Annotated in this window: 18 protein-coding genes; all 18 read right to left on the bottom strand. The window is 70.7% G+C overall.

Features of this window, described 5'->3' with window-relative positions; all coding sequences use genetic code 11:
- Positions 1–159 precede the first annotated feature (159 nt).
- The 18 genes from ABD52_RS14440 to ABD52_RS14355 all read right to left on the bottom strand — a co-directional run bounded on the left by ABD52_RS14440 (position 160) and on the right by ABD52_RS14355 (position 20,026).
- The gene (locus ABD52_RS14440) at positions 160–1,200 is read right to left on the bottom strand and encodes a polyprenyl synthetase family protein (RefSeq protein WP_013473560.1); all 1,041 of its coding nucleotides are present in this window, start codon (positions 1,198–1,200) and stop codon (positions 160–162) included.
- Between the two features lie 87 nt (positions 1,201–1,287).
- Positions 1,288–2,841, bottom strand: coding sequence for an NADH-quinone oxidoreductase subunit NuoN (gene nuoN / locus ABD52_RS14435; RefSeq protein WP_013283614.1), 1,554 nt, complete (start codon positions 2,839–2,841; stop codon positions 1,288–1,290).
- On the bottom strand, positions 2,838–4,370 hold the full coding sequence (locus ABD52_RS14430) for an NADH-quinone oxidoreductase subunit M (protein WP_013473559.1): 1,533 nt from the start codon (positions 4,368–4,370) through the stop codon (positions 2,838–2,840). Before ABD52_RS14430 ends, nuoN begins: the two co-directional genes overlap by 4 nt.
- A gap of 64 nt (positions 4,371–4,434) precedes the next feature.
- On the bottom strand, positions 4,435–6,324 hold the full coding sequence (gene nuoL, locus ABD52_RS14425; RefSeq protein WP_225319621.1) for an NADH-quinone oxidoreductase subunit L: 1,890 nt from the start codon (positions 6,322–6,324) through the stop codon (positions 4,435–4,437).
- 79 nt (positions 6,325–6,403) lie between these two features.
- Complete coding sequence (gene nuoK / locus ABD52_RS14420; protein ID WP_013283611.1) at positions 6,404–6,703, bottom strand: NADH-quinone oxidoreductase subunit NuoK; 300 nt, start codon at positions 6,701–6,703, stop codon at positions 6,404–6,406.
- A 55-nt stretch (positions 6,704–6,758) separates the two neighbouring features.
- A complete protein-coding gene (locus ABD52_RS14415) occupies positions 6,759–7,529 on the bottom strand; it encodes an NADH-quinone oxidoreductase subunit J (RefSeq protein ID WP_013283610.1) in 771 nt (256 codons plus the stop codon).
- A complete protein-coding gene (nuoI, locus tag ABD52_RS14410) occupies positions 7,526–8,173 on the bottom strand; it encodes an NADH-quinone oxidoreductase subunit NuoI (RefSeq protein WP_013283609.1) in 648 nt (215 codons plus the stop codon). The genes ABD52_RS14415 and nuoI overlap by 4 nt, the downstream gene beginning before the upstream one ends.
- A 1-nt stretch (position 8,174) precedes the next feature.
- On the bottom strand, positions 8,175–9,530 hold the full coding sequence (gene nuoH, locus ABD52_RS14405) for an NADH-quinone oxidoreductase subunit NuoH (RefSeq protein WP_013283608.1): 1,356 nt from the start codon (positions 9,528–9,530) through the stop codon (positions 8,175–8,177).
- Positions 9,527–11,968: an NADH-quinone oxidoreductase subunit G gene (locus ABD52_RS14400; protein WP_047892135.1), complete on the bottom strand. Its 2,442-nt coding sequence runs from the start codon at positions 11,966–11,968 to the stop codon at positions 9,527–9,529. Before ABD52_RS14400 ends, nuoH begins: the two co-directional genes overlap by 4 nt.
- Positions 11,968–13,284, bottom strand: coding sequence for an NADH-quinone oxidoreductase subunit NuoF (gene nuoF, locus ABD52_RS14395; RefSeq protein WP_047892134.1), 1,317 nt, complete (start codon positions 13,282–13,284; stop codon positions 11,968–11,970). The genes ABD52_RS14400 and nuoF overlap by 1 nt, the downstream gene beginning before the upstream one ends.
- The gene (gene nuoE / locus ABD52_RS14390; protein ID WP_013283605.1) at positions 13,281–14,375 is read right to left on the bottom strand and encodes an NADH-quinone oxidoreductase subunit NuoE; all 1,095 of its coding nucleotides are present in this window, start codon (positions 14,373–14,375) and stop codon (positions 13,281–13,283) included. Before nuoE ends, nuoF begins: the two co-directional genes overlap by 4 nt.
- Entirely contained in the window at positions 14,372–15,697 is a 1,326-nt protein-coding gene (locus tag ABD52_RS14385) for an NADH-quinone oxidoreductase subunit D (RefSeq protein ID WP_013283604.1), read from the bottom strand. The genes nuoE and ABD52_RS14385 overlap by 4 nt, the downstream gene beginning before the upstream one ends.
- Positions 15,694–16,425 carry an NADH-quinone oxidoreductase subunit C gene (locus ABD52_RS14380; protein ID WP_013473555.1) on the bottom strand — a complete coding sequence of 244 codons (732 nt, stop codon included), beginning with the start codon at positions 16,423–16,425 and terminating at the stop codon, positions 15,694–15,696. Before ABD52_RS14380 ends, ABD52_RS14385 begins: the two co-directional genes overlap by 4 nt.
- A complete protein-coding gene (locus tag ABD52_RS14375; protein WP_013283602.1) occupies positions 16,422–17,102 on the bottom strand; it encodes an NADH-quinone oxidoreductase subunit B family protein in 681 nt (226 codons plus the stop codon). The genes ABD52_RS14380 and ABD52_RS14375 overlap by 4 nt, the downstream gene beginning before the upstream one ends.
- 11 nt (positions 17,103–17,113) lie before the next feature.
- The gene (locus ABD52_RS14370) at positions 17,114–17,479 is read right to left on the bottom strand and encodes an NADH-quinone oxidoreductase subunit A (RefSeq protein WP_013283601.1); all 366 of its coding nucleotides are present in this window, start codon (positions 17,477–17,479) and stop codon (positions 17,114–17,116) included.
- A gap of 134 nt (positions 17,480–17,613) precedes the next feature.
- Positions 17,614–18,888, bottom strand: a complete 1,275-nt coding sequence (locus ABD52_RS14365) for a geranylgeranyl reductase family protein (protein ID WP_030273587.1) — start codon at positions 18,886–18,888, stop codon at positions 17,614–17,616.
- A 134-nt stretch (positions 18,889–19,022) separates the two neighbouring features.
- Positions 19,023–19,241: a hypothetical protein gene (locus ABD52_RS14360; protein WP_030273586.1), complete on the bottom strand. Its 219-nt coding sequence runs from the start codon at positions 19,239–19,241 to the stop codon at positions 19,023–19,025.
- A gap of 74 nt (positions 19,242–19,315) precedes the next feature.
- Positions 19,316–20,026 carry a demethylmenaquinone methyltransferase gene (locus ABD52_RS14355; RefSeq protein ID WP_013283598.1) on the bottom strand — a complete coding sequence of 237 codons (711 nt, stop codon included), beginning with the start codon at positions 20,024–20,026 and terminating at the stop codon, positions 19,316–19,318.
- Between the last annotated feature and the right edge of the window lie 91 nt (positions 20,027–20,117).

Here is a 20,117-nt window from a genome sequence, read left to right as displayed (position 1 = left end):
ACCCTCACCCTCCCCTGACCGTCCGCGTCGCCCCCGAGCCCCGTCGCGTCGATCATGAAGTTAGCGGCGCGACACGCCGTACGGGCGGCCGTCAACTTCATGATCGACGAGAGCCCGGACGGGCGGCGACAGCCCGAGGGGGTGAGGGCGGCCGGGAGGTCAGCTGGTGCGGTCGGCGATGTAGTCGCAGAGGGACTCCAGCGCGCGACGCGCCGGCCCCTCGGGCAGCGGAGCCAGCCGGGCGCGTGCGTCCTCGGCGTAGCTACGCACCGTCTCCCGGGCGCGCTTGAGCGCCGGCGACTCCCGCAGCAGGCCCAGCGCCTCGGCGTGCAGCGCGTCGTCCACCAGCGGGCCGGTGGCCAGGATCTCGCGCAGCCGTACGCTCGCCGCGTCCGCGTCGTCGGAGGCCATCGCGTAGAGCACCGGCAGGGTGGGTACGCCCTCGCGCAGGTCGGTGCCGGGCGTCTTGCCGGACTGGACCGACTCGCTGGCGATGTCCAGCAGGTCGTCGGAGAGCTGGAACGCGACGCCGATGATCTCGCCGTACTCGGCCAGGGCCTCGACGTGCTCGGGAGCCGCGCCGCCGAACATGCCGCCGAAGCGGGCCGAGGTGGCGATGAGTGAACCGGTCTTCTCGGCGATCACGTGCAGGTAGTGCGCGACCGGGTCGGTGTCGCGCGGGCCGACCGTCTCGGCGATCTGGCCGTGCACCAGCCGGGCGAACGTGCGCGCCTGGAGGCGTACCGCCTCGGGGCCCAGATCGGCGGCGATGTCCGCGGCCCGGGCGAAGAGGTAGTCGCCGACCAGGATGGCGACCGAGTTGGTCCAGCGGGAGTTGGCGCTCGGGGCGCCACGCCGCACGGCAGCCTCGTCCATCACGTCGTCGTGGTACAGCGTCGCCAGGTGGGTGAGCTCCATCACCACGGCGGCGGGGACGACCTGGTCGGTATCCGGGTCGCCGAACTGGGCGCCCAGCGCCACCAGCAGCGGACGGAACCGCTTGCCGCCGGCCTCGACCAGGTGCCGGGACGCCTCGGTCACCAGCGGATCGGCGCTCGCCACGCTCGCCCGCAGGCTCGTCTCGACCCGGTCGAGCACGCCCAGCACTGAGGCTTCGACGCGCGGGTCGGCGAGATGCAGGCCGAGCGCGCCGAACTGACCTGAACGCTCGCCAGCCGGGTTCGCCACGTCCTCAACCATGCCACACCCGTTCGACCTGCTCGTCGACGGGGATACGCCGGGGGCCGGCACGCCACGGCGTACCGGCCCCCGGTGGGATCACCTCTGTCATCTGACGAATTCGGCGGCACCGGTCGTCAGGTCGAGCAGCGGGCCGGGCACCACGCCGAGGACCAGCGTGGCGAGCACGCCGATGACCAGGGCGGCCGAGGTGAGCGCACCGGGCACGGTCACCGTCGGGGTGGACTCGCCCGGCTCGGACAGCCACATCATGACGACGACCCGCAGGTACGGGAACGCCAGCACCATGCTGGTCAGCACGCCGGCGATCACCAGCCACGCCTGGTTCGCCTCCAGGGCCGGGCCGAAGACCGCGAACTTGCTGGTGAAGCCGCTGGTCAGCGGGATACCGGCGAAGGCCAGCAGGATGAACGTGAAGATCGCCGCGAAGAACGGCGAGCGGCGGCCCAGCCCGGCCCAGCGGGACAGGTGGGTGGCCTCCCCGTCGGCGTCGCGCACCAGCGTCACCACGGCGAACGCGGCGAGCACCGAGAAGCCGTACGCGGCCAGGTAGAACATGGTGCCGGAGAGCCCTTCACGGCTCGGTGCCAGCACACCGACGAGCAGGTAACCGGCGTTCGCGATCGACGAGTACGCCAGCAGGCGCTTGATGTCGGTCTGGGTGACCGCCAGCACAGCGCCGACCAGCATGGTCAGCACCGCGATCGCGCCGAGCACCGGGGTGAAGTCCCAGGAGGCCCCGGCGAACGCGACGTGGAAGACGCGCAGCAGCGCCCCGAACGCGGCGACCTTGGTGCAGGCCGCCATGAAGCCGGTGACCGGTGTCGGCGCGCCCTGGTAGACGTCCGGCGTCCAGACGTGGAACGGCGCGGCGGCGGCCTTGAACAGCAGGCCGATGGCGAGCAGCGCCATACCGGCGAACAGCAGCACCGGGCTGGACGGGGAGTCGGTGACCGCGGCGTGCACGGTGGCGAAGTCGACGCCGGCCGTACGGCCCGGGATGCCGGAGGTGAAGCCGTAGATGAGGGCCACACCGAACAGGAAGAACGCCGAGGCGTACGCGCCGAGCATGAAGTACTTCAGCGCCGCCTCCTGGCTCAGCAGACGCCGACGGCGGGCCAGCGCGCAGAGCAGGTAGAGCGGGAGCGAGAAGACCTCCAGCGCGACGAACATGGTCAGCAGGTCGTTCGCCGCCACGAAGATCAGCATGCCGCCGATCGCGAACGACATCAGCGGGTAGACCTCGGTGGCGCCACCGACGCCCTCGGCCTGCCGCCGGTCCTCCGCCGACTCGGCGGTGACAGCGGCGTGCGCCACGAAGGCGCCGCCCCGCTCCACGGTGCGCTCACCGACGAGCAGCAGCGCCATCACCGCGAGCACCAGGATCGCGCCCTGGAGGAACAGCGTCGGGCCGTCGATCGCGATGGCGCCGCCGATGGTGATCAGCCGGTCGTCGGCGTTGAGAATCACCATGACGATCGCGGCGAGCATCGCCACCAGGGCGAGCCCGAGTTGCACCGCGTTGCGCAGACGACGCGGCACGAACGCCTCGACCAGGACCCCGAGCAGCGCCGCACCCAGCATGATCAGGATGGGAGCGAGCGCCGCGTAGTCGATCGACGGCAGCCTCAGTTCACTCACTTCGCGGCCTCCTGGACGCTGCCGACCTCAGGGGCGGGGTCGGACTTGCCGACGTCCTGCATGGTCGCCTGGACGGCGGGGTTGATGACGTCGGTGACCGGCTTCGGATAGAAGCCGAGCAGCACGATCAGCGCGATCAGCGGCGCGACGACCACCTTCTCGCGCAGGGTGAGGTCACGGCGCATGCCCTCGACCTCGGTCAGCGCCGGGTTCAGCGTGCCCTGCGTGGTGCGCTGCACCATCCACAGCACGTACGCCGCCGCCAGGATGATGCCGAGCGTGGCGATCACCGCGACCGGCTTGTTGACGGTGAACGTGCCGATCAGCACCAGGAACTCGGAGACGAACGGCGCGGTACCCGGCAGCGCCAGTGAGGCGAGACCGGCGAAGAAGAGCACACCGGCCAGCACCGGCACCAGCTTGCCCGCGCCGCCGAAGTCGCTGATCAGCGCCGAGCCGCGCCGGGCGATCAGCATGCCGACCACGAGGAACAGCAGGCCGGTGGCCAGGCCGTGGTTGAGCATGTAGAGCACCGCGCCGGTGCCGGCCTGGGTGGTGAACGCGAAGATGCCGACGCCGATGAACCCGAAGTGCGCGATCGAGGTGTACGACACCAGGCGCTTCAGATCGTTCTGACCGACCGCCAGCAGCGCGGCGTAGATGATGCCGATGACACCGAGTGCCAGGGCCCACGGTGCGAACCAGCGCGACGCCTCCGGGAACAGCGGGAGGCAGTAGCGCAGGATGCCGAACGTGCCGACCTTGTCCAGCACGCCGACAAGCAGCGCGGCGGCGCCGGCCGGTGCCGCGCCACCGGCGTCCGGCAGCCAGGTGTGGAACGGGAAGAACGGCGCCTTGATCGCGAAGGCGACGAAGAAGCCCAGGAACAGCCAGCGGGCCGTGTCGGTGGCGAACTCCGCCTGGCTCAGCGCCTGCCAGTCGAAGGTCTTCCCGCCGACCACCCAGAGGCCGATCACCGCGGCCAGCATGAACAGACCGCCGACCAGCGAGTAGAGGAAGAACTTCACCGCCGCGTACTGCCGCTGGTGGCCGCCGTAGCTGCCGATCAGGAAGTACATCGGCACCAGCATGACCTCGAAGAACACGTAGAACAGGAAGACGTCGGCGGCGGCGAAGACGCCGATCATCGTGCATTCGAGGACGAGCAGCAGCGCGAAGTACGCGGGCACCGAGCGCTTCGACGCCTCGGCGTCGTGCCAGGACGCCAGGATCACCAGCGGCACCAGGATCGCGATCAGCATCAGCATGACCAGCGCGATGCCGTCCACCTCGAAGGTGAAGTTCACGCCCCAGTTCGGGATCCACGGGTACGACTCGCGGAACTGGAACCGGTCACCGCCGGCGGAGAAGGCGAACCACATCACCACCGAGAGCACCAGCACCAGCAGCGACCAGCCGAACGCCACCAGCTTGGCCAGGTCCGGACGGCTGCGGGGCAGCAGTGCCACCACCAGGGCGCCGACCAGCGGCGCCACGGTCAGCACCGAGAGGAACGGGAAGTTGGACATTATTCGGCCTTACCTCCGTCGTGACTGCGTGGCCCGCCGGCGGGGGCGGCCGCGTTGAGGTCGATCACGCCAGCCACCCCGCCTGCACCGCCAGGAACGCCGCCACCACGAGCAGCGCGCCGGTCAGGATCGAGGTCGCGTACGACCGCACGAAGCCGGTCTGGAGCCGCCGGAGCCGGCCCGAGCCCCCGCCCACGGCGGCGGCCAGGCCGTTGACCAGCCCGTCGACGCCCCGGTTGTCGAGGAACACCAGCGCCCGGGTGAGGAAGATGCCCGGCTTCTCGAAGACCGCCTCGTTGAAGGCGTCCGTGTAGAGGTTCCGGCGGGCGGCGGTGACCACCACGCCGGCCGGCTGCGGCTCGGTGGCCGTGCCGGAGCGGAACAGGAACCAGGCCAGCCCGGCGCCCAGCACGGTGAGCAGCAGCGACAGCGCGGTGAGCAGCCAGTGCGCCAGCACCGGCGCGTGCTCCCCGCTCTCGGCGGCGAGCCCGTTGGTGGCGGTGAGCCAGTCCGGCACGGAGGTGGCGAGCAGGAAGCCCGCGCCGACCGAGCCGACCGCCAGCAGGATCAGCGGGACGGTCATCAGCTTCGGCGACTCGTGCGGGTGCTCGATGTCCTCGGTCCAGCGCTTCGGGCCGTGGAACGTGAGCACGAACAGCCGCGTCATGTAGAACGCGGTGAGCCCGGCGCCGAGCAGCGCGGCCATGCCGAACAGCCAGGCCGTCCAGCCCTCCCGCTCGAACGCGGCCACGATGATCGGCTCCTTGGAGAAGTAGCCGGAGAACGGGAACATGCCGATGATGGCGAGCCAGCCCATCATGAACGTCAGCCAGGTGACCTTCATGTACTTGGACAGCCCGCCGAAGCGGCGGATGTCCACCTGGTCGTTCATGCCGTGCATGACCGAGCCGGCGCCGAGGAACATGTTGGCCTTGAAGAAGCCGTGCGCCAGCAGGTGCACGATGGCGAGCGCGTACGCGCCGCCGCCGAGACCGACGCCGAGGAACATGTAGCCGATCTGGCTCACGGTCGACCAGGCCAGCACGCGCTTGATGTCGTCCTTGGCCGCGCCGATGATGCAGCCCATCAGCAGCGTGAGCGCGCCGACGCTGACCACCACGAGCTGGAGCGTCTCGTTGGCCGAGAAGATCGCGTTGGAGCGCGCGATCAGGTAGACGCCCGCGGTGACCATGGTGGCCGCGTGGATGAGCGCGGACACCGGGGTCGGGCCCTCCATCGCGTCCGGCAACCACGCCTGGAGCGGGAACTGACCGGACTTGCCGGCCGCGCCGAGCAGCAGCAGCAGGCCGAGCACCAGCACGGTGGTCGAGGTCATCGAGCCGACCCCGTTGAACACCTCGTCGTACTGGGTGGTGCCGAGCACGGCGAACATGATGAAGATGCCGATGGCCAGGCCGGCGTCGCCGACCCGGTTCATCAGGAACGCCTTCTTGCCGGCGGTGGCCGCGCTGGGCCGGCCGTACCAGAAGGAGATCAGCAGGTACGACGCCAGGCCGACGCCCTCCCAGCCGAAGTAGAGCATCACGTAGTTGTTGCCGAGCACCAGCAGGAGCATGGCGGCGACGAACAGGTTGAAGTACGCGAAGAACAGCCGCCGGCCCGCGTCGTGCGCCATGTACTCCACGGCGTAGAGGTGGATCAGGAAGCCCACCCCGGTGATCAGCAGGACGAAGACCGCGGCCAGCGGGTCGAAGAGCAGACCGAAGTCCACCTTCAGGTTGCCGACCGCCATGAAGTCCCAGAGGCTCAGCTCGACCTGCTTGTTCTCCAGCCCGCGCAACTGGAAGAAGTAGGTGAGCCCGAGCACGAAGGCGGCGCCGATGGCGCCCACGCCCAGCCAGTGGCCCCAGCGGTCGGCCCGCTTGCCGAGCAGCAGCAGGATCGCCGCGCTGACCAGCGGGATCGCCACCAGCAGCCAGACACTGCCCAGCATCCCGTCCGCCGTGGCGAAGGTGACGGCTTCGGCTGGCTCAGACTGGGCGATCGTCAGAATCTGTTCCACCACGAGCCCCTCAGTACTTCAGCAGGTTGGCGTCGTCGACGCTGGCCGAGCGCCGGGTCCGGAAGATCGCCATGATGATCGCGAGCCCGACCACGACCTCGGCCGCCGCCACCACCATCACGAAGAACGCCATGATCTGGCCGTTCAGGTCGCCGTTGATCCGGCTGAACGTGACCAGGGTCAGGTTGGCCGCGTTGAGCATCAGCTCGATGCACATGAACAGCACGATCGCGTTGCGCCGGACCAGCACGCCCACGGCGCCGATGGTGAACAGCACCGCCGCGAGGATGAGGTAGTAGTCCGGGGTCACCGTGCCAGCCTTTCGTTCGCGACTGCGGGGCTCCGCTTCGCTGCACTCCTCGCGCTCACCGATCAGTCCCCTTCGGTGCGGTCTCCTCGGCCGTCAACTCGCGCACCGGCATGATCTCCGGGATGCTGCGGTCGGTCAGCCGGCCGTCGGGCAGACGGGCCGGGGTGGCCACCGAGGAGGACGTGGCGTAGACGCCCGGGCCGGGCTTCGGTCCGGGGTAGTTGCCGGGGCGGAACCGCGCCTTCATGGTGGCGATCTGGTCCATCCGGTCCGCCTTGCGCCGCTCCACGTGCGCCAGCACCATCGCGCCGACGGCGGCGGTGATCAGCAGCGCCGAGGTCAGCTCGAAGGCGAAGACGTACTTGGTGAACAGCAGCCGGGCGATGCCCTGGACGTTGCCCTCGCCGTTCGCCTCGTCGAGCCCGACCGGCTGGACGCCGTCGAGCGCGCGGTAGAGGCCGGTGCCCACCAGGCCGGCGAAGCCGAGCCCGAGGACCACTGCGGCGACCCGCTGGCCGCGCAGCGTCTCGATGAGCGAGTCGGACGCGTCCCGGCCGACGAGCATCAGCACGAACAGGAACAGCATCATGATCGCGCCGGTGTAGACGATGATCTGCACCATGCCGATGAACGGCCCGGCCTGGAGCACGTAGAACACGCCCAGGCAGAGCATGGTCAGCACCAGCCAGAGCGCGGAGTGGACCGCGTTGCGGGCCCACACCATGCCGATCGCCCCGAGCAGGGCCAGCGGCGCGAGGATCCAGAAGGTGACCTCCTCACCCCCGGACACCTGGCCGGCGGCGGCGAGCACCGTAGCCGAGGTCATGCCTTGCCTCCCTTGCCCGCCGCGGCGGCGGACCGCTGCTCGGCCTGCTCGGCGCCGGGGAAGGTCACGCCGGGGTGCTCCTCCACCTGGTACCGGCCGGGGCCCATCGGCGAGCGCTCGGCGCCGGCCGAGGTGCCCGGGTTGGTGAGCGCGCCGACGTAGTAGTCCTTCTCGCTGTCGCCCAGCCGCATCGGGTGCGGCGGCTGCTCCATGCCTTCGAGCAGCGGCGCGAGCAGCTGCTCCTTGGTGAAGATCAGGTCCTGCCGGTTGTCCCGGGCCAGCTCGTACTCGTTGCTCATGGTGAGCGAACGGGTCGGGCAGGCCTCGATGCAGAGCCCGCAGAAGATGCACCGGGCGTAGTTGATCTGGTAGGTGCTGGCGTACCGCTCACCAGGAGAGAAGCGCTGCTCCTCGGTGTTGTCGCCACCCTCCACGTAGATCGCGTCGGCCGGGCAGGCCCAGGCGCACAGCTCGCAGCCGATGCACTTCTCCAGCCCGTCCGGGTGCCGGTTGAGGATGTGCCGCCCGTGGTAGCGCGGCGCCGAGACCGGCGGCTTGAACGGGTAGTCGGTGGTGACGACCTTCTTGAACATGTGCGAGAAGGTGACACCGAAGCCCTTGAACGTTCCGGTGATCGCGCCCACGTCACACCTCCCTGGAGTCCGGGCCGGCGACCACGTTGGCCGGCTCCCGCTCGGCGAGCACGCGCTTCGTACGCGGGCTCGGCGGAACCTGAAGATCCATCGGCGGCAGCGGGAAGCTGCCGTACGGCCGGGTGTCCGCCTGCTCCTGGAGCGACGGCTTCGGCTCCTTCTTCCGCGACGGCCAGAAGAGCGTGGCCAGCAGCAGCACGCCCGCGCCGACGGCGGTGACGAGCAGCCGGTCCCGGGTCTGCCAGTCCTCGATCGAGCGCAGCCCGGCAAGCACCATGATCCAGACCAGGTTCAGCGGCAGCAGCACCTTCCAGCCGAACCGCATGAACTGGTCGTACCGGAGCCGGGGCAGCGTGCCGCGCAGCCAGACGAAGACGAACACCAGCATGATGACCTTGCCGAAGAACCACAGCATCGGCCACCAGCCCTCGTTGGCGCCCGACCAGATCGTGATCGGCCACGGCGCGTGCCAGCCGCCGAGGAACAGCGTCACGGTGAACGCCGACATGGTCACCATCGCGACGTACTCGCTGAGCATGAACAGCGCGAACTTCAGCGAGCTGTACTCGGTCTGGAAACCGGCCACCAGCTCCGACTCCGCCTCGGGCAGGTCGAACGGCGCCCGGTTCGTCTCACCGACGATGGCGATGAAGAACATGATGAAGCTGGGCAGCAGCAGGATCGCGTACCAGCCGGGCGCGGCGAGGTCGAAGCCGCCGATGCTCAGCCGGGTGCCGTCACCCTGCGCGGCGACGATCCCGCTCGTCGACATGGTGCCCGCGGTCATGAACACCGCGACCACGCTCAGGCCCATGGTGACCTCGTACGAGACCAGCTGGGCCGCCGAGCGGAGGCCGCCGAGCAGCGGGTAGGTGGAGCCGCTGGCCCAGCCGCCGAGCACGATGCCGTACACGGCGAGCGAGGAGAAGGCCAGCACCACCAGCACCGCCACCGACACGTCGGTGACCTGCAGCGGCGTCCGGTGCCCGAAGATGCTCACCATCGGCCCGAACGGGATCACCGACAGCGCGGTGACCGCGCAGACCACCGAGATCACCGGGGCGAAGAAGTAGACGACCTTGTCGGCCTTGCGCGGGAGGATGTCCTCCTTGAAGGCCAGCTTCACGCCGTCGGCGAGCGTCTGGAGCAGACCGAACGGACCGGCCTGGTTGGGGCCGGGCCGCACCGCCATGCGGCCCACGACCCGGCGCTCGAACCAGACGCCGAGCAGCGTGGCCGCCACGGCGACGACGAACGCGAACAGGATCTTGCCGAGGACCAGCCACCACGGGTCCTTGCCGAAGTCGGCAAGCGTCGGGTCCTGCGCCGCGAGGATGACGGGGTTCACTGCACCCACCTTTCGTTCCCGACTGCGGAGACGCTCACCACGTCGCCGGACGTCGCGCCGAGGCCGCGCCGCACGGTGGAGCCGGGTGAGTTGGTCGGCAGCCAGACGACGCCGTCGGGCATCTCGGTGATCGCCGCCGGCAGCGTGATCGCGCCGCGGTCGGTGCCCACCGTGACCGGGTCGCCGTCGGCCACACCCAGCGCCTCGGCGGTGCCCTTGCCGAGCCGGACCACCGGCGGGCGGGCGGTGCCGGCGAGGTGCTCGTCGCCGTCGGTGAGGCTGCCCAGGTCGATCAGCTGGTGCCAGGTGGCGAGGACCGCCTCGCCCGGTCCGGGCTGCCGCACGGCGGCCGGCTCGACCGAGGGCGCCGACGGCCGCTCGCCCCGGGTGCGCGGCAGCGCGCCCAGCTCGCGCCGGATGCTCGGCACGTCACCGGTGCCGAGCCGCACGTCGAGCTGCGCGGCGATCGCGTCGAGGATGCGGGCGTCGGTCATCGCGCCGGTGTCCAGCACCTTCTCGAACGTGCGCAGCCGGCCCTCCCAGTCCAGGAAGCTGCCGGCCTTCTCGACCACCGGCGCGACCGGCAGGACCACGTCGGCGCGGCGGGACACCGCGCTCATCCGCAGTTCCAGGCTGACCAGGAACGGCACCGCGTCCAGTGCGGACTCGGCCAGGCGCGGGTCGGCCAGGTCGGCCGGGTCGACGCCGGCCACCACCAGGGCGCCGATCTGTCCGTTCGCGGCGGCGGTGAGGATGCCGTCGGTGTCGCGGCCGGCCTGGCTGGGGATCACCCCGGCCGGGATGTCCCACGCCTCGCCCAGCTCCGCGCGCGCGGCCGGCTCGGTGACGACCCGGCCGCCGGGGAGCAGGTTGGGCAGGCAGCCCGCGTCGACAGCACCGCGGTCACCCGCGCGCCGCGGCACCCAGACCAGCCGGGCACCGGTACGCCGGGCGACGTCCGCCGCCGCCGACAGGCCGCCCGGCACCTCGGCCAGGCGCTCGCCGACGATCAGGATCGCGCCGGGCTGACCCAGCGCCTCGGCCACCGTGGCGTGCTCGGCCAGCACGCCGGCCTCCTCGCCGGGCACCACCCGGGCCAGCTTGGCCCCGAGCTTCTCCAGGCCGCGCGTGGCGAACGGCGCGAGCGCGTACACGGTGAGCTTCTTCTTCAGGTACGCCTTGCGCAGCCGCAGGAAGAGGATCGGGCACTCCTCCTCCGGCTCCAGGCCGACGAGCACCACGGCGGGCGCGTTCTCCACGTCCGTGTAGGTCACGTCGGTGACCCCGGCGACGCTGCTGGCCAGGAAGTCGGCCTCCTCGCGGGAGACCGGGCGGGACCGGAAGTCGATGTCGTTCGTGTGCAGCGCGATCCGGGCGAACTTCGCGTACGCGTAGGCGTCCTCGACCGTCAGCCGGCCGCCGGTCAGCACCGCCGTGCCGGTCGCGCCGTCGCGGGCCGCGCGCAGCCCCTCGGCGGCCCGGGTCAGCGCCTCGCTCCAGGACGCCTCGCGCAGCTCACCGGTCTTCTCGTCGCGCACCATCGGCGTGCTGATCCGGTCGAACGCGCGGGTGTACTGGAAGCCCCAGCGGCCCTTGTCGCAGTTCCACTCCTCGTTCACCGCCGGGTCGTCGCCGGCCAGCCGGCGCAGCACCTTGCCGCGCCGCCAGTCGGTGCGCTGCGCGCAGCCGGCCGAGCAGTGCTCGCAGACGCTGGGCGTGGAGACCAGGTCGAACGGGCGGGCCCGGAACCGGTACTGGGTGCCGGTCAGCGCGCCCACCGGGCAGATCTGCACGGTGTTGCCGGAGAAGTACGAGTTGAACGGGACGTCCCCCTCGTCGCCCTCCTCGCCGTACGCGTCGTCCCGGTAGATGTTGATCTCCTCGTGCGAGGAGCGTCCCATCAGGTCGATGAACTTGTCGCCGGCGATCTCCTCGGAGAACCGGGTGCACCGCTGGCAGAGCACGCAGCGCTCGCGGTCGAGCAGCACCTGGGTGCTGATCGGCAGCGGCTTCGGGTACTCCCGCTTGTGCTCGTGGAACCGCGAGTCCGTCCGGCCGGTGGACATCGCCTGGTTCTGCAGCGGGCACTCGCCGCCCTTGTCGCACATCGGGCAGTCCAGGGGGTGGTTGAGGAGCAGCAGCTCCATCACACCCTCCTGGGCCTTCTTGGCGACCGGGGAGGTGAGCTGCGTCCGCACCACCATGCCGTCGGCGACGGTCTGGGTGCAGGAGGCGACCGGCTTGCGCTGGCCCTCCACCTCCACCAGGCACTGCCGGCAGGCGCCGGCCGGGGCCAGCAGCGGGTGGTCGCAGAAGCGCGGGATCTCGGTGCCGAGCTGCTCGGCGACGCGGATCAGCAGCGCGCCCTTGGGCGCGGTGACCTCGACGCCGTCGATGGTCAGCGTGACGGTCTCGGTCTGCTTGGCTACGTCGGTCATCAGTGAGCTCCAACCAGAGACTTGTCGGAGAGCTTCGGAGCGGTACGTCCCTCGATGTAGTCGAGGTAGTCCTGCTTGAAGTACTTCAGCGACGAGGTCACCGAGCTGGTCGCGCCGTCACCGAGACCGCAGAACGAGCGGCCGAGGATGTTGTCGCAGGTGTCGAGCAGGGTGTCCAGGTCCTCGTGGGTGCCCTGGCCGGCCAGGATGCGCCGGTAGACCCGGACCATCCAGTAGTTGCCCTCCCGGCACGGGGTGCACTTGCCGCACGACTCGTGGTGGTAGAACTCCAGCCACCGGTAGGTCGCGTACACCGGGCAGTCCTGGTCGGAGAAGATCTGCGTGGCGGTGGTGCCCAGGATCGAGCCGGCCGCCGCCACCCCCTCGAAGTCCAGCGGCACGTCCAGGTGCTCGGCGGTCAGCAGCGGCGTCGACGAGCCACCCGGGGTCCAGAACTTCAGGTTGTGCCCGGGCTTCATGCCGCCGGCCAGCTCGATCAGCTCGCGCAGCGTGATGCCCATCGAGCACTCGTACTGGCCCGGGTCGGCGATCCGGCCGGACAGCGAGTAGATCATCGGGCCGGACGACTTCTCCGTGCCCATCGTCTTCCACCAGTCCGCGCCACCGAGCACGATGTACGGCACGCTGGCGATGGTGCCGACGTTGTTGACCACGGTCGGGCTGGCGTACAGGCCGTGGGTCGCCGGGAACGGCGGGCGCAGCCGGGGCTGGCCGCGGAAGCCCTCCAGCGAGTCCAGCAGCGCGGTCTCCTCACCGCAGATGTACGCCCCGGCGCCGGAGTGCACCACCAGGTCCAGGTCGAAGCCCGAGCCGAGGACGTTCCGGCCGAGATAACCCTTGGCGTACGCCTCGTCGACGGCGCTGCGCAGCCGCCGGGCGGCGTGCACCGCCTCACCGCGGATGTAGATGTACGCCCGGTTGGCCCGGATCGCGTACGAGGCGATGATGACGCCCTCGACGAGCGAGTGCGGGTCGTGGGTCATCAGCGGCAGGTCCTTGCAGGTGCCCGGCTCGCCCTCGTCGGCGTTCACCACCAGGTAGTGCGGCTTGCCGTCGCCCTGCGGGATGAACCCCCACTTGAGACCGGTCGGGAAGCCCGCGCCGCCTCGCCCGCGCAGTCCGGAGTCCTTGATCAGCTGGATCAGGTCGTCCGGGTGCGCCTTGAGCGCCTTGCGCAGGGCGGCGTAGCCGTCCAGCTTCTCGTAGGTGCCGAGCCGCCACGCGTCCGGCGAGAGCCAGCGCTTGGTGAGCACCGGCGTGAGCTTGGCCAGCGTCTCCGGCCGAGGAGTGGTCACTTCCGGACCCCCGTTCCGCTCGCGTCCGCCGGGTCGGCGCCGTCCGCGCCCGTACCGGATTCCGCTTCCTTGAGGTTGCGCTCCTGCGCGCCGGCCGCGTCGCCGGCGGGCTTGCCGTCGCCGGCCGGCGGGTTCGCCGCCACGCCGGCCGCCTCCGCCGCCCGCGCGTCGCGCGGTGCCGGGGCCGGGCCGTCCACCGGGACCTTGGTGCCGGGCGCGTCCGGCACCGGGGTGCTCGCGTCCGGCTGCCGGGTCTCGGCGGTACGCACCTGCGGCGACTTGTCGTCCGGCGCCTTCACGTCCGGCGCGGTGCTGCCGGTGGCCGCCTCCGGCTCGGCCGGCTCGGGCGCGGGGGCCGGCTTGGCGGCCTCGGCCTTCGCCTTCGCCTCGGCGGCGGCCCGGTCGGCCTCGGCCTTGCTGCGGATCGGGGTCTTCGGGTCGAAGCCCGGTACCGAGACGCCGTGCTGCTCGGCCAGGCGCAGGCCGCGCAGGCTCGGCTCGCCCGGCCCGCCGTCGGCCACCGCGCCGTCGCGCTCGTCGGCGAAACCGGCGAGCTGGACCGCCATCTCCTTGAGCGTGCACAGCCGCGCGCCACGGGTCGGCATCGGCCGGCCGCCGGCGCGCAGCTCCTCGACCACGTCGAGCGCGGCCTGCGGCTCCACGTTGTCGAAGAAGTCGTAGTTGACTGTCATCACCGGGCCGTAGTCGCACGCCGCCAGGCACTCGGCGTGCTCCAGGGTGATCTTCCCGTCGGCGGTGGTCTCCTCGTGCCCGACGCCGAGGTGCTCGGCCAGGGTGTCGTAGACCTTCTGCCCGCCGAGCACGTCGCACATGGTGTTGGTGCAGACGCTCACCAGGTAGTCACCGGTGGGCTTGCGCTTGTACATGGTGTAGAAGGTGGCGACGGCGCCGACCTGGGCCTTGTTGAGCCCGAGCACCTCGGCGCAGAACTCGACACCGGCCGGGGAGACGTAGCCCTCCTCGGACTGGACCAGGTGCAGCAGCGGCAGCAGCGCCGAGCGGGACCGGTCCGCCGGGTACCGGGCGATGATCTCCCGCGCCCGGGTGCGAGTCGTTTCGGAAAAGCTCATCGGTCACAACCACCCATCACGGGGTCCAGCGAGGCGCCGCCGGCGATCACGTCGGCGATCAGGCCGCCCTCGGCCATCGCCGGGAGGGCCTGGAGGTTGACGAAGCTCGGCTCCCGGTAGTGCACCCGGTAGGGCCGGGTGCCGCCGTCGGACACCGCGTGCACGCCCAGCTCGCCACGGGGCGACTCGATGCCGACGTACACCTGGCCCGGCGGAACCCGGAAGCCCTCGGTGACGAGCTTGAAGTGGTGGATCAGCGACTCCATCGACTGACCCATGATCTTGGCGACGTGCTCCAGCGAGTTGCCCATGCCGTCCACGCCGATGGCGAGCTGCGCCGGCCAGGCGATCTTCTTGTCGGACACCATCACCGGGCCGGGCTTCAGACGGTCCAGCGCCTGCTCGATCAGCTTCAGCGACTCGCGGATCTCCGCCACCCGGACCAGGTAGCGGCCCCACACGTCACCGTCGGTGTGGGTCGGCACGTCGAACTCGTACGTCTCGTATCCGCAGTACGGCATGGTCTTGCGCAGGTCCCAGGCGAGGCCCGCGGACCGCAGCACCGGGCCGGTGACGCCGAGCGCCATGCAGGCGGTCACGTCGAGCACCGCGACGTGCTGCGTACGCTCCAGCCAGATCGGCTGGCCGGACAGCAGGTTCTCGTACTCCTTGAGCCGCTTCGGCATGAGCTGGAGGAAGTCGCGGATCTTGCGGATCGCGTCGTCCGGCACGTCCTGCGCCACACCGCCCGGCCGCACGTACGCGTGGTTCATCCGCAGACCGGTGATGGTCTCGAAGATGTCGAGGACGTACTCCCGCTCGCGGAAGCCGTACAGCATCATGTTGATCGCGCCCAGCTCCATGGCGGTGGTCGCCAGCCAGACAAGGTGCGACGAGACCCGGTTGAGCTCCATCATCAGCACACGGATGGTGGTGGCCCGCTCGGTGATGTCGTCGGTGATGCCGAGCAGCTTCTCCACCGCGAGCGCGTACGCCGTCTCGTTGAACAGCGGCGAGAGGTAGTCCATCCGGGTCACGAACGTCGAACCCTGGACCCAGTTGCGGTACTCCAGGTTCTTCTCGATGCCGGTGTGCAGGTAGCCGATGACCGAGCGGGCCTCGCGGACCGTCTCGCCCTCCAGCTCCAGGACCAGCCGGAGCACGCCGTGGGTGGACGGGTGCTGCGGACCCATGTTGACGACGATCCGCTCGTCGTTGATCGGGTCCGTGCCGGAGACGACCTCGTCCCAGTCCCCGCCGGTGACGGTGAAGACCTTGCCCTCGGTCGTCTCGCGCTCGGTCGCGTAGTTCGACGTGGTCATTGGTACGACCTCCTACGGTCCGGCGGGGGGATCTCCGCACCCTTGTACTCGACGGGGACGCCGCCCAGCGGGTAGTCCTTGCGCTGCGGGTGCCCCTCCCAGTCGTCCGGCATGAGGATCCGGGTCAGGGCGGGGTGGCCGTCGAAGACGACGCCGAACATGTCGTACGTCTCCCGTTCCTGCCAGTCGGCGGTCGGGTAGACGGCGGTGACGCTCGGGACGTGCGGCTCCTCGACGGAGACCGCCACCTCCAGCCGGACGCTGCGGCGGTAGGTCATCGAGGTCAGGTGGTAGACCACGTGCAGGCGGCGCTCCTGCGCGCCCAGGTAGTCCACACCGGACACCGACGAGAGCAGCTCGAAGCGCAGCGCGAGGTCGTCGCGCATCACCTGGCAGACCTCGGCGATCCGCTCCGGGCGGACGTGCAGGGTCAGCTCGCCCCGGTCGACCACGACCTTCTCGATCGCGTCGCCGAAGTCCGGGTACGCCTCCTCCAGCGCGTCCCGCACCTCGTCGAAGTAGCTCCCGTACGGCCGGGCCGCCTCCTCGATGGGCTTGCGCGGGCGGACCAGGCCGCCGTAGCCGGAGACGTCGCCGGTGCCCTGGTTGCCGAACATGCCCCGGCCGGCCGGGCTGGCCGGCGGGTACTCCGCCGGGGCGGTGGAGCTGGCACCGACCGGGGTGGTGGGTACCGGCACCCCGCCGTCGTTGTTCTTGTCGTTGCTCATTTCGGGCCCCTATGCGACGCCTGAAGGTGGTTCTGCGCCTTCATCCAGTTCTCGATCCGCAGCTGCTCCTCACGCCCCTCGCGGACCGCCTTCGTCCACTCGGCACGCCGGGCCTTGTCGCTGCGGTACGACGAGGGCATCGAGCCGTACGGCACCACCGGCACGTCGCCGCGCGCCTGGCGGGCCTCCAGCATCTTGCGGCCGTTCGGGCCCAGCGGCTCGTGCATGATCTTCTCGCGCAGCTTGAGCACCGCGTCGATGAGCATCTCCGGCCGGGGCGGGCAGCCGGGGAGGTACATGTCGACCGGTACGACGTGGTCGACGCCCTGCACGATGGCGTAGTTGTTGAACATGCCGCCGCTGCTGGCGCAGACGCCCATCGAGATGACCCAGCGGGGCTCGGCCATCTGGTCGTAGATCTGGCGCAGGACCGGGGCCATCTTCTGGCTCACCCGGCCGGCCACGATCATCAGGTCCGCCTGGCGGGGCGAGGCGCGGAAGACCTCCATGCCCCAGCGGCCCATGTCGTAGTGCGGACCGCCTGCCGCCATCATCTCGATGGCGCAGCAGGCCAGACCGAACGTGGCGCCCCAGACCGAGGTCTTCCGCGTCCAGTTGACCAGCTTCTCGACGCTGGTGAGCAGGACGCCGGAGGGGAGCTTCTCCTCGATGCCCATCTGCTACCTCCTCAGTCCCAGTCCAGGCCGCCGCGACGCCAGACATAGGCGTACGCGACGAAGACCGCGACGATGAACAGGACCATCTCCACGAAGCCGAAGATCGGCAGGGCGTCGAAGGAGACCGCCCAGGGGTAGAGGAAGATGATCTCGATGTCGAAGACGATGAAGAGCATCGCCGTCAGGTAGAACTTGATCGGGAACCGGCCGCCGCCGACCGGCTGCGGGCTCGGCTCGATGCCACACTCGTACGCCTCGAGCTTGGCCTTGTTCAGACGCCGCGGGCCGGCGAGTCGGGCAGCGGCCACGGAGAACAGCGCGAACGCCGCAGCGAGGGCGAACAGCCCGATGATGGGTGCGTAAGGAGAGAGCGTCATCGTTGTCCCCTGCTCGTCCTTCCCTGACCTCGGTGGTTGGCCAAAATCACACTATTCACGTCCCTCACGACCTCGGTCGGCGGGGGTCGATCTCTGTCCGGCCCGTGGACGTTCCGCCTCGGGCCGGTCGTCTTCTACACGGCCGGAGCCACCTTCGTCATCGCGTTGATGACCCGGTCCATCGCGTCCCCGCCGCGCGGGTCGGTCAGGTTGGCCAGCAGCTTGAGCACGAAACGCATGAGCATCGGGTGCGGCATGCCGTGCTTGGTCGCCATCCGCATGATCTCGGGGCGCCCGATGAGCTTCACGAAGACGCCGCCGAGGCGGTAGTAGCCGCCGAAGCGGGCCTTCAGCTCCTGCGGGTACGCCATCAGCGCCCGCTCCCGCTCCGCGCCGGCCGGGCGGGCGAGCGCCTGCACCACGACCTCCGCGGCCATCTCGCCCGACTCCATCGCGTACGCGATGCCCTCGCCGTTGAACGGGTTGACCATGCCGCCGGAGTCACCGACGAGCAGCACGCCGCGGGTGTAGTGCGGCACGCGGTTGAAGCCCATCGGCAGCGCGGCGCCGAGGATCGGACCCTCCGCGTTGGACTCGTCGGTCATCCCCCAGTCCTCGGGGGTGTTCGCGAGCCAGTCGGTGAGCAGCTTGCGGTAGTTCGTCTTGCCGAACGCCGAGGAGGAGTTCAGCACGCCCAGGCCGACGTTCACCCGGCCGTCGCCGAGGCCGAAGATCCAGCCGTAGCCGGGCAGCAGTGCGTCGCTGCCCTTGGCCCGCAGCTCCAGCCAGGACTCCAGGTAGTCGTCGTCGTGCTTGGCGGGCGAGCGGTAGTAGCGGCGGACGGCCACGCCGATCGGGCGGTCCTCCCGCTTGGCGAGCCCGAGTGCGAGCGGGAAGCGGCCGGAGACGCCGTCGGCGGCGACCACGAGCGGCGCGTGGAACGTGGCGGGTTCCTTGTCCGGGCCGACCTCGGCCTGCACGCCGATCACCCGGTCGTCGGCGCCGAGCACCGGCCCGAGGACGTTGACGCTGGTCTGCAGCTTCGCCCCGGCGGCGACCGCACGCTGGGCGAGCAGGTCGTCGAAGTCGAGCCGGGTGCGCACCAGGCCGTAGTTGGGGAAGCTGGCCAGGTCGGGCCAGTCCAGTTCCAGGCGTATGCCGCCGCCGATCACCCGCAGGCCCTTGTTGTGCAGCCAGCCCGCCTCGGGCGAGGTGTCCACGCCCATCCGGATCAGCTGCCGTACGGCGCGGGGCGTGAGCCCGTCACCGCAGACCTTCTCCCGGGGAAACTCCGTCTTCTCCAGCAGCAGCACGCGTACGCCGTGCCGCGCCAGGTGGTACGCCGTGGCCGATCCTCCGGGACCGGCGCCCACGACGATGACGTCGGCGTCGTTCTCCACCGCGGTCATCCGCGCCTCCTCCCGCATGCTCGTGAAATGCTTCACAAGCCGATCCGGTTGGAGTCTATGACCGGCGTTACACCAGTACGCGCTGAGGGGGGCCTAACTTCGCGGAAACGCGCCGGTAAGAGCGTCGAGACCGGTCAGGGGCGCGCCTGCGCGGCCGGTCCGAGCCCGGCGTCGAGGCGGATGGCCTCGGGCAGGTGGTCGCGCAACGCGCCACCGGCGGCCCGGTCCAGCGCGGCCAGCACCTCGGCGACGACCTGCCGGACATCGGCGGGATCCGCGCCGGCCAGCTCGCGGAGCTGCGCGATCAGCTCGGCGGCGTCGTCGTCGGTGGCGGCCTGGTCTGGTCCCGTCATGGGGGCGAGCCTACGGGACAAAGTAGACCAAAACCGGATATTCACGAAATGACCAGCGTTCGCTGGCCGGGCGGTCAGTTTCGGACTGCCCGGTGCAGCGCCACGACGCCGCCGGTCAGGTTGCGCCACGCCACCCGGCCCCAGCCGGCCGCGCCGATCCGCGCGGCCAGCGCCGCCTGGTCCGGCCAGGCCCGGATCGACTCCGCCAGGTAGACGTAGGCGTCCGGGTTGCTCGACACCGCGCGGGCCACCGCCGGCAACGAACGCATCAGGTACGACAGGTAGACGGTGCGGAACGCCGGGTTCACCGGAGTGCTGAACTCGCAGACCACGAGCCGCCCGCCCGGCCGGGTCACCCGGGCCAGCTCGGCCAGCGCCGCGTCGGTGTCGTTGACGTTGCGCAGCGCGAAGGAGATGGTCACCGCGTCGAAGCTGGCGTCGGCGAACGGCAGCCGAAGCGCGTCCCCGGCCAGCAGCGGCACCGACGGACGGGTGCGCTTTCCGGCGTGCAGCATGCCCAGCGACAGGTCCGCACCCACCGCGTACGCCCCGGAGTGGGCCAGTTCCTCGGTCGACACACCGGTGCCGGCACCCACGTCCAGCACCCGCTCGCCCGGCCGCAGCCCGAGCGCCGCCCGGGTGGCCCGCCGCCACGACCGGTCCTGGCCGAACGACAGGACGGTGTTCGTCAGGTCGTAGCGGGCCGCGACACCGTCGAACATCGCGGCGACCTCGTGCGGCTGCTTGTCCAGGCTGGCGCGCTGGCCCTGCGGGGTACGGCTCACCCCTCCACTCTGCCAGCCGCGTCGCCCCCGCCTCCCTCCGGGTACGCGACAGGGCGGGGTGGTCACCCACCCCGCCCTGGTCGCGTATCGG

The organism is Micromonospora sp. RV43, assembly GCF_001029515.1.
In the GTDB taxonomy this organism is placed as follows: Bacteria; Actinomycetota; Actinomycetes; order Mycobacteriales; family Micromonosporaceae; genus Micromonospora; species Micromonospora aurantiaca.
This window is presented reverse-complemented; position numbering and strand designations above follow the sequence as displayed.